The following is a 15,572-nucleotide window of genomic DNA, read 5'->3' on the forward strand; positions in this document are numbered from 1 at the left end:
AAACACCTCTATACACAAGTTATGAGGTGTTTTTTTAATAACAATAGTGGCATTATTTAAACTGCTATAGCATTACTAAACATGACATTTAAAAATTTTATAAAAAAAACGCATTTATGGCTGGGATTATCTTCAGGCATCATTGTGATTATACTTGGTATTACAGGCTGTTTGTATGTTTTTGAAGAAGAATTGCGCCCAATAATTCATGACTATTATTATGTTGATCAGATAAAAAACAAAAAACTTCCGGTTAGCCAATTAATACAGATTGCAACGGAAGCAAACAAAATTAATCCAAAACAGACACTTTCTGGATGCAGAGTGCTAAATGACGATAAACGTACAGCCATCATCTGGTTTTTTGAAGAATTAGATAAAGATGCTATTTGGTATTGGAACCGTTATCAAAGTACCTATGTGTATGTAGATCCTTATACCGGAAGTGTCAAAAAACTCGAAAATTATAATTTTGAGTTTTTTGTTTTTGTTAGAATGCTTCACCAGACACTTTGCTTAAGGAGCGAAATAGGCGACCCAATAGTAGGAACTGCTACTATTATATTTATCATTTCATTGATTACAGGATTGATACTTTGGTGGGGGCGAAATAATAAAAAGAAAAAATCGTCTGTAAACTCTTGAAGCACATACTGAAAAAAAGAGCAAAAAATAGAAGTTGACCTCAGAAAACAGATTCAAAATTAAAACTAGAGCGAATAGAAACTTTTCCTTCGAAATTCAAATTTATTTTTTAGATTCACTTTATAAAATAAGGCATCTTTCTTCTTTAGTTCTTTTTACAAACATTATTAGTATTTATTCTAAATAAGAATTGTAAAACTGATTTTAAACTTTATATTTGCATTTAATTTCGGCAGGCTAGTAAAGCTTGTCAATTATTGATTTCTTCTGCATTTGAAATGCCAAGAATTTTCTAAAACTATTAATCTTAATCTTAAATTATTATGAAATCGAAAACTTTAAAAACAATTGCATTTTTATTTTTAATGTTAATTGCCAGCCCTCAATTATTTGCTCACGCACTTTGGATCGAAACAAAAGCTACTGGAGTTAAAGGGAAAGCACAAGAAATTTCAGTTTATTTTGGAGAATTTTCAGATAACGATATTACAAAAGCTGACAAATGGTTTTCAGATTTAAAAGATTTTTCGTTGGTAGTTATCAGCCCATCAAAAAAAGAAATTAAACTTACATCAAAAGCACTAGACAATAAATACCAAGCTTTTTTTACTCCAGATGAAGATGGCGTTTATACTATTGCAATGCATCATAAAGTAAAAGATGTTTACGGAACTATGGTTTTAGATTATAACTCAAGTGCTACTGTTACCGTTGGAAATGCTGCGAAAGGAAATGAAGCTGTAGCAAACACAAATATTATCAGTTTATTTTCTAAAGATGTTTTAACAGCAAAACAAAACACAAAAATTAATGTAAATGCTTTGTATCAAGGTAAAATTGCAAAAGAGCAAAAAATGAAAGTAATCGCTCCAAACGGATGGGAAAAAGAATTATGGAGCAATGAAAACGGAGAAGTTTCATTTACACCAATCTGGCCAGGAAACTATATGGTTGAATTTGCTTATACTGAAAAAGCTTCGGGTGATCATAATGGCAAAAAATATGATGAAATCTGGAAAATGGCTACTTATTTAATCACTGTAAAATAATTGCGTTTTTCTTTTGATCAACATAATTCCTCCAAAAAACCTCGCTTGTTCAGTGAGGTTTTTTTTTGTTTTTAACATAAAAAGCGACCCATACTCATTATATTAAAAAGATTTTTCTTATTAATTAAATATATAAGTAATTAACAAATAATAAGTTATAATATTAATCATAATTAATCTAAATAAACTTTGTTAAAGAACGAACACCTGATTATATTTGCGCAAAATTATTTTTAATTATTCTTAATAAAGCAACATGAGATATAATTTACTACTCGTTTTATCCTTTTTAAGTTTTGCATCATACAGTCAAGAATATGCAAACGCTCAAGATAATCTTTCTGTAAATGACACGGTAAAAAACAAAAAAGGTGAAATCCTTAATGAAGTAATTGTAACCAAAAATAAAGAGCCAAAACCTGTGACTGCCGTTCGTTCAGGTTTAAAACCAATGGATAATCCACAAGCGATACAAGTTATTGGTTCTGAGATTATCGAACAGCAACAAGCTATCAGATTAAGTGAAGTTCTAAAAAATGCAAATGGTGTATATGTTGGTTCTGCGAGAGGTGGTGCTCAGGAATCTTTTTTCTCAAGAGGTTATGACTTGTCAGCCAACAATATGTTTAAAAATGGATTTCGTTACAACGCTGGTTCTATTCCAGATGTTTCAGGTTTAGATAAAGTAGAATTTCTTAAAGGAGGCTCTGCATTATTATTTGGAAATGTAGCTCCTGGTGGAATCGTTAACCTTGTAACAAAAACTCCTCAATTTAAGACTGGTGGTGAAGTAGCAATGCAAATAGGAAGTTTTGCTTATTACAAACCTTCTTTTGATTTTTATGGAGGCCTTACTAAATCAATTGCTTTCAGAATTAACGGTTCTTATGAAAATTCAGAAAGTTTTAGAGATGTTGTAAAAAATGAGCGTTTGTATGTAAACCCATCGTTGCTTTTTGTTATAAGCCAAAAAACGCAAATTACAGTGCAGGGAGATTATTTAACAGCCGATTGGACGCCAGATTTTGGAACTGGAATTATTGGTACACAAATTCTTGATTTGCCTCGTAATGCTTTTTACGGATCACTTTGGTCTAATGGAACTACCAAATCTGCCAGCGCTTCTGTATTATTGAATCACGATTTCAATAAAAACTGGAAGCTTAATTTCAACAGTTCTTATCAAACCTATAATAGAGCTTCAAAATCTACAGCGCAATTGTCTGCAGTAAAAGATAATGGAGACTGGACAAGACCATTGGTTCAAAATGAAAACTTAGAACAAGTATTAGGAGATCAATTAAGTCTTCAAGGGAATTTTAATACGGGATCCGTAAAACATCAAATATTTACAGGTTCAGACTGGGAAAATTCATTTGCAACAGCTTATACTTTTGCATTTAACCCAGCAAATTACGACACGATTAATCTTTTCAACTTTGATCCGTCAACACAACGAAATGACATTCCAGATGCCAGAGCAACGCAAATTGCAAAAACAGAAACTAACCGTTTTGGTGTCTATTTTCAGGATTTGATTTCAATTACAGAAAAGTTTAAAGTATTAGCTGGTGTGCGCTGGTCATGGCAGGAAGCTGAAGTTACAACGTACAAAGAAACATTGGTTAACGGAAAACAAACGGTAGCTCCAGAAAATGCAGTTCCAACAGTTGGAAATAAAAAATTAGACAATGCATTTTCTCCAAAATTTGGATTAATCTACCAACCAAGAAAAGACATTTCTATATTTGGTAGTTACTCTACTTCATTTACTCCAAACACAGGAACGACAGCAGATTTAAAACCAATTGAGCCTTCTATTATTGATCAGTATGAAGCCGGTATTAAAACTGATTTCTTACAAGGATTATTAAGTACTAACGTTACAGTTTATCAAATCGTAAACAGCAATTTGGCTCAAACAGCTGAATTTAAAGCTGACGGAAGTTTAAACACTGATACAAACGTAAAAGTTTTGAGCGGTGAAACTAAAAGTAAAGGTATTGAAATTGATGTTACAGCAAGACCTATCGAAGGTTTAAATATTATCGCTGGATACAGCTACAACGATATGCGTTATTCTAAAACATCTGGTTTAAACGGAAGTTTTATTGAAGGCGATCGTCTTGTTAGAACTCCTGCCAATACTGCAAACTTGAGCTTCTTTTACACGGTACAAGATGGATTCTTTAAAGGAGTGTCTTTCGGAGCAATAGGAAATTACATTGGTGACCGTTTAGGTGGATGGAATGATCAATACAGTACAGATACTACGAAGTATCCTGATGGTATCTACCACAGAGAAATTCCGATAAAAGGCTACACTACAATTGATGCTTCAGCTGGCTACACTTGGAAAAAAATCTCGATTTTATGTAAATTATCAAACATTACTAACGAGTTAAACTATACAGTTCATGAAAACTATAGTGTAAACCCAATTGCACCTCGTCAAATCATGACAAGCTTACGATACAAATTCTAAATTTTTGAATTAGATTTTAATTTGTTAAAACTATTCTTCACTTTGTTTTTTTAACTCTGTGAAAGTTTGGTTTAAATTTCGATAAAAACCTCATTTTGCAATAAATGAGGTTTTTATTTTTTAACAGAAGAAATTGCTCTTAATTATCTCTATTTTTGTTTTAAATTATCCACTTTAAACAAGAGCAAATTCTATGTCAGATTCCAAACAAAACCAATTAAAAAAAACACTTGGATTAAGCTTTAACATTGCAGTATTAATTGGCGGAACGATTGGAGTTGGAATTCTGCGAACGCCTGGATCTATTGCAGGATTATTAGATAATTATTGGCTCATTCTTGCTTCCTGGATTTTTGGAGGTTTATACGTTTTGCTTGGGGCCAATTCCTATTCAGAATTGGCGACAATGTTGCCAAAAGCCGGCGGATCTTATAATTATATTAAAAGAGCTTTAGGAGAATATGCTGGTTTTTTATCTGGCTGGTTTGATTATATTGTCAATGCCATTCCTCCCGCTTTTTACTGCATTGTAATTAGTGAATATACTATAATTTTATTTCCGTCACTTTCCAGTTATTCTACCATAATATCGATTGCTTTGTTAGCGGCGTTTGTATTGTTGCATTTAAGTGGCGTGAAAAACGGAAGTGTTATTCAGCAAATTACAAGTTTCTTAAAAGTGATTTGTTTTGTGGCTTTGGTAATTGCGTGTTTTATGTATTCAGGAATTGAAGTTCCAAAAATCAAAACCGATAGTTCAATCTTTCAAATCGGACTTATTTTTGGGTTTTTTAAATCCTTACAGCTTATTATCGGAACATATAATGGCTGGAACGCCGTTTGCTTTTTTGCTGAAGAAAATGACGATCCGAGCAAAAATATTCCGAAGTCCTTATACAGCGGTGTTTTGCTAGTTGTAGCAATATATGTTTTAGTAAATGCTGCCTTTTTTCACGTATTGCCTATTGAAACTTTAGCAAAATCAAATTTGGCTGCTGCCGATGTCGCCAAAGTTCTTTTTGGAGAAAACGGCGCTATAGTTGTAACGGTGATTTCCATTTTCTCTTTAATTAGCATTTTGAATGCTTTTATGATGATTCCGCCAAGAATTCTTTACGGATTAAGTCGAGATGGCTTTTTTATTGAGAAAGGCACAACAGTAAACAAAGGCGGAACGCCAATAGTTGCGCTTCTGGTTTCGTCGCTTTTCAGCTTGTTTTTAATCTGTATTGGTTCTTTTGAAGTATTATTTTCTTTCGCTGCTTTTATCTCAATAATTGTTTGGGGACTGGCATATTACTCACTTATAAAATTAAGAACCACAGAACCTGATTTAGCACGACCGTATAAGTCATTTTGGTATCCGTGGACAACTATAATAGCTATTATATTTTCTATCGCATTGCTTGCAGGTTTCATTTACAGTGATCCTAAAAGCTTTATTATTATCGTTGGAATTACTTTGATTTCCTATCCTTTGTTTTTGATTTTGAGGAAGAAGAAGCAATAATTTTGTCATTACTCGTTCCTGGGAATAACTAAAAAACAAAAAAAGCTGTCCATTTTGGACAGCTTTTCTATTTAAAAGTAACTTTATTTCTTATTTCAAACCAGCAATACTCTGCTCGATTGTAGCAATTTTTGCCAAAGCATCTGCTTCTTTTTGTCTTTCGTTTGCCAAAACTTTTTCTGGTGCTCCGCCAACGAATTTCTCGTTAGACAATTTTGCCTGAACTGATTTTAAGAAACCTTGTGTGTAAACTAATTCTGCTGTCAATTTTGCGATTTCAGCTTCAACATCAATATTTCCTCCTGAAATTGGAATGAAATATTCATTTGATTTTACACGGAAAGATAATGCACCGTCAACTTTAGCTGAAACATATTCAAAAGCTGAAATATTACCTAATTTCGTTACGATTGAATCAAAATAAGTTGAGATATTCTCGCTGTTTATGGCTTTCAATTCAATAGCATCTTTAAACGGAATATTTTTATCTTTTCTAATAGTTCTAATTCCTGAAATTACTTCAATTGTACTTTCAAAATCAGCAATTAAACCTGCATTAAAAGGTTTTAATTCTGGCCAAGTTGAAACTATTAAAGCTTCTTCCGGAGTTCTTTCTGCCAATATCTGCCAAATTTCTTCTGTCAAGAAAGGCATAAACGGATGCAACAATTTCAGGTTGCTCTCTAACATTTCAATCGCCTTATCAAACGTTACTTTATCTATTGGTTGTTGATACGCCGGTTTGATCATCTCTAAAAACCAAGAACAGAAATCATCCCAAACCAATTTATAAATCGCCATTAATGAATCTGAAATTCTGTATTTTTCGAAGTTATCTTCAATATCAACAAGAGTTTGTTGCAACTTCGCTTCGTACCATTCGATCGCTACTTTTGATGATTCCGGTTGTGGAATAGTTTCTGAAACTTCCCAGCCTTTAATCAATTTAAAGGCATTCCAAATCTTGTTTGAGAATGCTTTTCCTTGATTACACAATTCTTCATCAAACATAATATCGTTTCCTGCAGAAGCACTTAAAAGCAATCCTACACGAACACCATCGGCACCGAATTTTTCGATCAAGTCTAAAGGATCAGGAGAATTTCCTAATGATTTAGACATCTTACGACGTTGTTTATCACGAACTAAACCAGTCAAATATACATTTGTAAATGGTTTTTCTCCTGCATATTCGTAACCCGCAATAATCATTCTCGCAACCCAGAAAAACAAAATATCCGGACCCGTTACCAAGTCGTTTGTTGGATAATAATATTTATAATCTGCACTTTCAGGATCCATTATTCCGCCAAAAACTGACATTGGCCATAACCAAGACGAAAACCAAGTATCTAAGGCATCAACATCTTGTTTTAAGTTGTCGGTTGTTAGTTGTTGGTTGTTGGTTCTTTCTTTTGCTAAAACTAAGGCATCTTCAATATTTTCTGCAACTACGAAATCTTCTTTTCCGTCTCCATAATAATACGCCGGGATTTGTTGTCCCCACCATAATTGGCGAGAGATATTCCAATCACGGATATTATTTAACCAGTGAGCGTAAGTATTTTCAAAACGTTTTGGGTGCAATTTAATATCACCATCAACCAATACTGATTGGATTGCAGGTTTTACCAAATCTTCCATTTTCAAGAACCATTGATCTGATAATCTTGGCTCGATTACCGCTTTGGTTCTTTCAGATGTTCCAACTTTATTTAAATGGATTTCGGTCTTCGCCAAAGCTCCAATTTCTTCTAGTTCTTTTGCAATTTCAGTACGAACCACAAAACGATCTTTTCCTTGATAATGTAATCCGAAACTATTTAGTGTAGCATCTTCATTAAAGATATCAACGATTTCAAGATTGTGTTTTTCTCCCAAAGTTTTATCGTTCATATCATGCGCAGGCGTTACTTTCAAACATCCTGTTCCGAATTCAACATCTACATATTCATCTTCAATAATCGGAATTACTCTACCACAGATTGGAACGATGGCTTTCTTTCCTTTTAAATGTGTAAAACGCTCATCATTTGGATTTATACAAATGGCAGTATCTCCAAAAATAGTTTCCGGACGTGTTGTTGCAATCGTCAGGAAATCTTCTGAACCTTCAATTTTATATTTTAAGAAAAATAATTTTCCTTGTTGTTCTTCGTAAATAACTTCTTCGTCAGATAACGTTGTTTTGGCTTCCGGATCCCAGTTTACCATTCGGTATCCTCTGTAGATTAATCCTTTGTTATATAAATCAACAAAAGAACGAATTACTGAAGCTGACATATCCGGGTCCATTGTAAATTTGGTTCTTTCCCAATCACAAGATGCACCTAATTTCTTAAGCTGCTCAAGAATTGTTCCCCCATATTTATCTGTCCATTCCCAAGCATGTTTTAGGAATTCTTCACGAGTCAAATCATTTTTATTGATTCCTTCTGCTTTTAATTTTGCTACAACTTTTGCCTCAGTTGCGATTGATGCGTGATCCGTTCCCGGAACCCAGCAAGCGTTGAAACCTTTTAAACGTGCACGACGAATTAAAACATCCTGAATAGTGTTATTCAGCATATGTCCCATATGCAGGACACCAGTGACGTTTGGAGGCGGAATTACAATAGTGTATGGCGTTCTATGATCTGGTTCTGAATGAAAATAATTGTTTTTCATCCAGTAATCATACCATTTATTCTCAATCGTCTTAGCGTCAAATTGTGCTGGAATTGTCATTTAAATAGGTTGTTTAATCGTTAATTCGTTTAATCGTTAATTCGCTCATTTGTTTAATCGTATTGAATGATTCAATTAAACGATTAAACAGTTAAACAAATAACCAACAAAACTTTGGTTCAATTTTTGTATTTATAACTGACAGCAAAAGTAAATAATTAAAGACACTATAAAAAGCGAATTATAAATTTGTGTGTTAATTAAAAGAATGTATATTTACTTACAATTTAAAATAATTTTCAAAATGAAAAATGTTGCCTCTTTTATTGCAATCGTATTGTTTAGTGCAATCGGTTACGCACAAAATGGTCCAAAAATTGAATTTTCGGCTCAGGACAATACAATTGATTATGGAAAAATTTCGAAAAGTGATAATGGAGTACGCTCTTTTGAATTCACTAATACTGGTGATGCCCCACTGTTAATTATTGGAGCAGAATCAACTGTAAGTTCTATTGTAGTTACTAAACCAGCCGCTGCGATTCAGCCTGGCAAAAAAGGAAAAATTGATGTAAAATATAACATGGCTTCTGGTCCTATTCGTAAAACAATTACAGTAGAAACCAATGCTGTCAATTATCCTGACGGAAGAGTTGCCTTAAAAATCAAAGGTGAAGTTTTATAAATAAATTAAAATCTTAAAATACAAAAAGCCGTTTCTGAATATAGAAACGGCTTTTTTATTATCTCTTTTTAGGTTAAACCCAACAGGTTCCTATAATTAATATTGTAAAATCTTTCTCTTATTTTTTATCAGCACATTCCGCGCTGTCAAATTTATATTTTACACGATCAAAATCAATTGGTTTATCTTTTAGCAAATAGGTAACTCCCATTGTAGTCTGCATCTCTCCCTTTCCTAAAATAAGCTTATTGTCTCGTTTTAAAAACGCCATTGGATTTTTGAAGGTTTTATTTTTATTGGTTACTTCAACAAAAGTATAATCGGCAAACAAAGTGTCTCCGTGAAATTCACCTGCAATCTCACCAGTTGTTTCTGTTGCCTGAGCCACTTTCATAATCATATTTCCAGCTATTTTCCCATTCTTTAAAGTATTTAACTTTAACTGAAGAGTATCTTTTTCATAAATTGCTCGATAACATTCACTGCTAACCACCTTTTCACCTTCGGCTTTTGCTGCTTCAATTTCTTTTTGTTTTTCTTCATTTTTACAGCTTTGCAATCCAATGCAGGTAATAAGCAAACATGATAAGGTCAGATTTTTCATAATTTGATGTTTTATTTTGATACGGTTATTTTATAAAATTAAATAAAAAAGAAGCCAAAAAAAAGGCTTCTTAATTAAATTTATGTTTTTTATAAAATCTATAATTTCTTAATAACAAATTCAGATCTTCTGTTTAATTCATGATCTTCTTCTGAACAGGCGTCATCTGTTTTGCACTTTATAATTGGCACCGATTCTCCATAACCTTTCGCTGAAACTCGACTTGCATTTATTCCCGACTGAATAATAAATTCTCTAGTTGAATTGGCTCTTTTTTGCGAGAGTTCTTCATTAAATTTAGCATTTCCTCTCGAGTCTGTGTGAGAACCAATTTCGATTACCATTCCTGGATATTTGTTCATTAAAGCAACAACTCTGCCTAAAACAACTTTTGATTCTTTACGGATGTACCACATATTGTAATCAAAATAAATAGGATCTGTTTTGATAATCAATCGGTCCTTATCATCTTTTACAACGTCTTTTTCCTGTTTTAAAATCTCTGTTACCTTCTCTTTTTTCTTAACTTCTTCCGCTTTTATTTCGTCAGCTTTCGCTTTTTTAGTAGCTTCATTTAACGCAATAATTGCCAACGCTTCTTTTTTCTTATTCTCTTCTTCTAAAATAAGTTCTTGTTTTCTTTTATTCTCAGCAAGCTGTTTTTCTTCTAATTTAATTGCTTCTAAAGATTTAAGTGCCAATGAACCATCATTGGTAATATTTCGGGTTATCCCGATTGTCAAAGTCTTAGATTCGTTTGTATATTTTTCCTTAAAAGCAACCACAGTATAGGAACTTTCACAGGCAACCGTAAAACTGAATTTTCCATCTGCTGAAGTTGTAATTGTATTTAATGTCTTTTTATCAGCATCTTGTAGCATTACTGTGGCATTTTCTAGCGCCAAATTTGTATCAATATCTGTGATTGTGCCGGCAATAAACTGTTTACAGTCTTCTACAATTAGTTCTTTTGTTTCTTTAAATTGATAAATATCATCGCTTCCCTTTCCTCCTTCTCTGTTAGAAGCAAAAAATCCTTCTTTTGTAGTGGCGTCAATATTAAAAGAAAAGTCATCTAAATTAGAGTTTAGAGGCAATCCGATATTTACGGGTTCTGAATATTCATTTCCGCTAATCTCTGAAACAAAAACATCAAGCGATCCGTAACCCAAATGTCCATCAGAAGAAAAATAAAGTTTGTTATCAGAAGCCACAAAAGGAAACTGTTCTCTTTTATCGGTATTGATAATTGGACCTAAATTCTTTGGTGTATCAAACGCTCCTTTGTTGACATTTACTGAATAAATATCAAAAGATCCTACAGACCCCGGCATATCGGAAGAAAAATACAACACTTTCTCATCAGCACTCAATGCTGGATGCTCAACAGAATAATTTGGACTATTAAACGGAAGTGCGGCAACATTAGTCCATTTTCCTTCAACTAATTCCGCTTTAAAAATTTGAAGATTCGAAACTTTTTGATCGTTTGTTTTTCTTGTTTTATTTTTTGAATTGTTTCGCGTAAAATAAACTGTTTTTCCATCTTTTGTAAAAACTGCATTTGCTTCGTGCATTCCAGTTTTTAATTCTGATGCAAAATAACTTATGTTTGGTTCAGCTGCATTAATTTCATTCAAAGGAACTGAAACTAAATTTAAATAGGTTTCATTGTCCCATTTAAACTTTTTATCAAATAATCCTGGCTTTAATTTTACAGCTGCAAAAACCAAATTGTCTTTATACTTAACAGCTCCAAATTCTGAATTTGGCGTATTTAGTGCTAGATTTTTAATTTCAAATCGGTTTCCTATGGCCGAAACATTTTCAAGCTCTTTTAGTTCCTTTTGAAAATAAACAGAATCTTTGCTAGTAGTCGAGGAAGCGTAATATTGTTTCAGTGCCACATTTGCATCGGCATAACTATTTGTTGCTTTTAAAGTCTGAGCATATCTGAAATAATATTCACGATTTAAATCCTTACTGTAATTTTGAAATAAAAGTCTGTAATAACGCTGTGCTTTTACTAAATTATTGGTATAATAATAAGAGTCTGCCAAGTTTTTAATGACTTCCTGCGAAGGTTTTTCTTCTGCTAATTTTTCATATAAAACAATCGATTCGGCATAATATGTTTTATCGAAGAATCGCTTGGCTCTGGCCAATTCTTTATCTTGGGCGTTTGTAAATTGTATTGAAAATACGAATATAATAACTAGGAGTTTTTTCATATTTTTCATTTTAAAAGAATCTAGGTGATTTATCAAATCCTTTTCCTAATAAATCTAAGTCAAAAAGGAGCATAATTTCGTGCGTGCCAGAATTAAACTGCCCTAAATTTGATAATGTATAATCGTATGCATAACCAACTCTAAGAGTAGGCGTAACATTAAAATTAAATAAAGCACTTACTGAATCATCAATTCTATAGGCCACCCCTAATTCAAACTTCTCATTATACAATGCATTTGCTGTCAAATCAACAGAAACTGGAGCTCCTTTTACAAGTCGAGACATAAATGCCGGTTTCAATTTTAAATTATCATTAATTTGAAAAACATATCCTCCTGTAAAAAACATGTGTATTTCTTCAGCGCCAAAAGCATTTACCCCTGATTTTTCCTCGATGTATTTTGTCTTCAATAAATTAGGCGCTGAAAATCCCAGATACAAATTGTCTCTAAAATAATAAGCTCCAACTCCAATATTTGGTTTTGTTGCATTAATATTTTCGGCGAAAGCCCTATCAACATCGGGATCACTAAATCGGAATCCATTAAAGTTCGTCTGCATTGAAGATACACCAGCTTTAAGTCCTAAAGAAAGTTTATTTTTTCCTCCTAAGTTCAACACATAAGCAAAATCGGCGTAAATATTATTTTCTTTTTTAGCACCGTCTCCAATATCGTCAGAAATAAAGGATAGACCAACTTCGACCTTTTCAGTTAAAGCGCTATGTCCAAAGAAAGTAAACGTTTTTGGAGCTCCAACTGCACCAACCCATTGCGTTCTATACAATCCTCCAAAATTCATCATCGCCGGAACACCTGTAGCGTAGGCAGGATTTACTACGCTCATATTATACATATAATGCGTATACTCTGGATCTTGTTGCGCAGAAACGGTGCTTATATAAAAGAGAAAACTTATAAAGAGTATTATTTTTTTCATTTGAAAAATATATTAGGAATGCAAGAAAGAAATTATCTATTTAAATAAAGACGTCCCTGTTGTGGAGGTTTATTGTCTTTATTAAAATTGAGAATGTAAAAATAAACTCCATTAGGTGCAACGCCATGGCTAAGCCCTTGCGTTTCGTAATTTATACCGTCCCAGCCTGGTTTATTTTTATAACTTCTATACATTCCATTTCCGTATCGGTTGAAAATTTCAAGTGTATAATCCGGATATAAAAAATCAATGTCCGGAATAACAAAAGTGTCGTTTATACCGTCGCCATTTGGTGAAAATCCATCTGGCACAAAGAAGGTATCAGGTACCGTATTACAATCTGTTAAATCAGGAATAACAGGAAGGCTATCAAAAGAAAGACAACCAGTTGTTGTATCAAAATCAAATCCGTAGTAAGTAATATTCTCACGCAAAAGAGTAGTTGCCGGAAGAATATTTCCATTCTTAGGAGCATCATACCAAACAACAGACAAAGGCACATTTGTTTTATTTGACAAATCGGAAAGCGTCGGATTATCTATTCCGCAAAATTTGGCCTGATCTGCCAATTCGGGCGCAGGCGTATCTTCTACTGTAACCTTAATCATTGTTGCCGACGAAGTACATGACAAAGTAGTTTCGGTAACATAATATGTTTCGCTTTTTAGAACATACGTATTGGCTAGAGGCGTTGTTAACGTTGGTGAATTATACCATTTAAACTGTGTTCCGCTTGGCGCCAAATTACCAATTATAGCATTATCCGACTTACAAAAAGTTTGATCTGTTGCCATTGGTGCAAACGGAATAGGGTTTATTGCAAATGTTGAAGCAGTTCCTGTTACAGCACTCTCACAACCAGTAATATTATTTTTTAAGTTAGAAACTGTAATTGTTGTTGAGCCAGTATTGACAAGCAAACCAGCAGGAATAACAAAACTTGCATTACCGCTTACAGGTAGTAAAGAGATTGTCTGTACCGTAGCAGTATTTGCGCCAGAAAGCGTGTACGACAATGTAACATCTGTCAATGCGCCTAAGCCTGTAACCGAAGCCGTAACTGCAGATCCAAAACAAACCGTTGGTGCTTGTATTCTTAAATTTAAAACATTAGGCAAAGGGTTTACAACAATGGCACCTTGTACATTTGCGCTATTCGTACAACCAGAAATTGTATGAGTGATTTTGACAATTTGAATAGTTCCATTTCCGCTTTGAGAACTTAAAATGGCAGGAATAAAAAAAGAGGCATTTCCTCCAGCAAAAGTCGCAGAGGCCGTTTGGGACGAAGCATTATTAACCCCCGAAATGTTGTAAAGAATATCATAAGTCCCGTCAACAATTTTTACAGCATCTATTATTTTAACTTCTGTAATTGTATTTTGACAGGTATTTATCGGTGTTATTTTTGCTCCCGCTAAATCAGGAATTGGATATATATTTACAACTTCTGAAAGATTATTAATGATGTTACGGCATGCTCTTACACTATTTGTTGCATAAAGATTTGTAATTGTAACCGTATAACTGCCAACTTTTTGAAAATAATCTGATTTTAATGGGAAAACCAAAATGCCATTAATAAAATTTGCTGGCAAAGTTTCACTTCCACCATTTGGACCAGAAACACTAAATGAAACATTGTAATCGCCATTTGGGATTGCAGCTGGTCCTTTTGTAATAGTTCCTGTATAAGTTGCTGTGGGTATTTCGGTTTCGCAAATATTATTGGCATCAATTTTAAGTTTTGCACCTGTAAAATCAAGTTTTTGTTCCAATATGATTCTAACAGTTGTCTGTTCATCTGAACAAATTGGATTAGTAGATTTTACTGTATAATTATAACTGTAGCTACCTGCTCCGCGATTCGTATAAATCCTCTGAACATTTACAAAATGATCTCCTACATATGTAAGCTCACCAGTATTACTGGCTTCAGTCCATGTGCCTCCAGGATCTTGATTTGAAAGAAGATTATTCAAATCATAATCAGTATAAGCTGACAAACCGTCGCTTGCACACAATCGCAAACTTCCAGCAGTACCGGATCTTGGTGCTCTAAAAATGGTCACAAAGGCTGTTGATGACATAGCCGGACATGTTCCTCTTGCAGGCATGGTGTAGGTATACTGAAAAGTTCCTACCATGTCTGTAACATTCACAATAGCATTTACATTTTGATTTGTAGTATCATTATGCCATTGTCCGTTTGATTGCGGACTAATGTCTACTCCATTAAAGGCAGAAAAAAGATTAAACTCACCAATTGCACTACAGACAGATACATTAGGAGAAGTCACTCCAGAATATCCTCCAATAGTCACCGTAACAGTTGCTGTATTATCAGGACAAAGTCCAATTCCGTCAACAGTGTACAGATATCTAAAAATCCCGCTTCGGCGGATTTGCTGTGCATTTAAAATTCCTGTATCTAGATCTAAACCTCCTGAATTATCAACATCTGTCCAAACGCCGCCAGAAAGAGGAGAGCCTGTAAGCTGTGCATATAAATCAATTGCTTTACTGCTTGCAGCCGGAATATCACAAACGGTTAATATTCCGTCCTCACCTGCACATTGTGCATAAATTTTATTTGGGATTACAGATAAAAAAGCAAAAAAAAGTATGATTCGAAGGCAATTAATGTATTTTTTGACCATAAAATTATATTTGGCTAAACATTATAATTAGAAGCACTATGTAAATAATAAAAACAATTTAACAATTATTTTATCACAAAAGTGTCGTTACGTTCC

10 protein-coding genes are annotated in these 15,572 nt (G+C 33.5%); 5 read left to right on the forward strand and 5 right to left on the reverse strand.

The genetic code is table 11. From position 1 onward, the window contains the following. The first annotated feature begins 81 nt into the window (after positions 1 to 81). From EV145_RS10150 to EV145_RS10165, 4 genes are all read left to right on the forward strand, one after another. Positions 82 to 645, forward strand: a complete 564-nt coding sequence (locus EV145_RS10150; RefSeq protein ID WP_133525104.1) for a PepSY-associated TM helix domain-containing protein — start codon at positions 82 to 84, stop codon at positions 643 to 645. Between the two features lie 323 nt (positions 646 to 968). After that, the gene (locus tag EV145_RS10155; protein ID WP_133525105.1) at positions 969 to 1,694 is read left to right on the forward strand and encodes a DUF4198 domain-containing protein; all 726 of its coding nucleotides are present in this window, start codon (positions 969 to 971) and stop codon (positions 1,692 to 1,694) included. A gap of 256 nt (positions 1,695 to 1,950) precedes the next feature. Next, on the forward strand, positions 1,951 to 4,179 hold the full coding sequence (locus tag EV145_RS10160; protein ID WP_133525106.1) for a TonB-dependent siderophore receptor: 2,229 nt from the start codon (positions 1,951 to 1,953) through the stop codon (positions 4,177 to 4,179). Between the two features lie 193 nt (positions 4,180 to 4,372). Further along, complete coding sequence (locus EV145_RS10165) at positions 4,373 to 5,689, forward strand: APC family permease (protein WP_133525107.1); 1,317 nt, start codon at positions 4,373 to 4,375, stop codon at positions 5,687 to 5,689. A 90-nt stretch (positions 5,690 to 5,779) separates the two neighbouring features. On the opposite strand, the gene EV145_RS10170 is transcribed toward EV145_RS10165, so the two are convergent. Continuing rightward, on the reverse strand, positions 5,780 to 8,416 hold the full coding sequence (locus tag EV145_RS10170; RefSeq protein WP_133525108.1) for a valine--tRNA ligase: 2,637 nt from the start codon (positions 8,414 to 8,416) through the stop codon (positions 5,780 to 5,782). A gap of 244 nt (positions 8,417 to 8,660) precedes the next feature. On the opposite strand from EV145_RS10170, the gene EV145_RS10175 reads away from it, so the two are divergent. Beyond that, entirely contained in the window at positions 8,661 to 9,041 is a 381-nt protein-coding gene (locus tag EV145_RS10175) for a DUF1573 domain-containing protein (protein WP_133525109.1), read from the forward strand. A 118-nt stretch (positions 9,042 to 9,159) separates the two neighbouring features. Here the strand turns inward: EV145_RS10175 and EV145_RS10180 are convergent, their stop codons facing one another. The 4 genes from EV145_RS10180 to EV145_RS10195 form a co-directional block, all read right to left on the reverse strand. Next, positions 9,160 to 9,645: a hypothetical protein gene (locus EV145_RS10180; protein WP_133525110.1), complete on the reverse strand. Its 486-nt coding sequence runs from the start codon at positions 9,643 to 9,645 to the stop codon at positions 9,160 to 9,162. Positions 9,646 to 9,743: 98 nt separating this feature from the next. Continuing rightward, positions 9,744 to 11,876 (reverse strand): OmpA family protein, encoded by a 2,133-nt coding sequence (locus tag EV145_RS10185; protein WP_133525111.1) that lies wholly within the window; start codon positions 11,874 to 11,876, stop codon positions 9,744 to 9,746. A gap of 10 nt (positions 11,877 to 11,886) precedes the next feature. After that, complete coding sequence (locus tag EV145_RS10190) at positions 11,887 to 12,816, reverse strand: type IX secretion system membrane protein PorP/SprF (protein WP_133525112.1); 930 nt, start codon at positions 12,814 to 12,816, stop codon at positions 11,887 to 11,889. A gap of 32 nt (positions 12,817 to 12,848) precedes the next feature. Then, positions 12,849 to 15,476, reverse strand: coding sequence for a gliding motility-associated C-terminal domain-containing protein (locus EV145_RS10195; protein WP_133525113.1), 2,628 nt, complete (start codon positions 15,474 to 15,476; stop codon positions 12,849 to 12,851). Positions 15,477 to 15,572: the final 96 nt, after the last annotated feature.

Source organism: Flavobacterium sp. 245, from assembly GCF_004362055.1.
Taxonomy (GTDB): Bacteria; Bacteroidota; Bacteroidia; order Flavobacteriales; family Flavobacteriaceae; genus Flavobacterium.

Coding starts and splice junctions, on each gene's coding strand:
- EV145_RS10150 (WP_133525104.1), top strand. CDS start 82: ATGACATTTAAAAATTTTATAAAAAAAACGCATTTATGGCTGGGATTA.
- EV145_RS10155 (WP_133525105.1), top strand. CDS start 969: ATGAAATCGAAAACTTTAAAAACAATTGCATTTTTATTTTTAATGTTA.
- EV145_RS10160 (WP_133525106.1), top strand. CDS start 1,951: ATGAGATATAATTTACTACTCGTTTTATCCTTTTTAAGTTTTGCATCA.
- EV145_RS10165 (WP_133525107.1), top strand. CDS start 4,373: ATGTCAGATTCCAAACAAAACCAATTAAAAAAAACACTTGGATTAAGC.
- EV145_RS10170 (WP_133525108.1), bottom strand. CDS start 8,416: ATGACAATTCCAGCACAATTTGACGCTAAGACGATTGAGAATAAATGG.
- EV145_RS10175 (WP_133525109.1), top strand. CDS start 8,661: ATGAAAAATGTTGCCTCTTTTATTGCAATCGTATTGTTTAGTGCAATC.
- EV145_RS10180 (WP_133525110.1), bottom strand. CDS start 9,645: ATGAAAAATCTGACCTTATCATGTTTGCTTATTACCTGCATTGGATTG.
- EV145_RS10185 (WP_133525111.1), bottom strand. CDS start 11,876: ATGAAAAAACTCCTAGTTATTATATTCGTATTTTCAATACAATTTACA.
- EV145_RS10190 (WP_133525112.1), bottom strand. CDS start 12,816: ATGAAAAAAATAATACTCTTTATAAGTTTTCTCTTTTATATAAGCACC.
- EV145_RS10195 (WP_133525113.1), bottom strand. CDS start 15,476: ATGGTCAAAAAATACATTAATTGCCTTCGAATCATACTTTTTTTTGCT.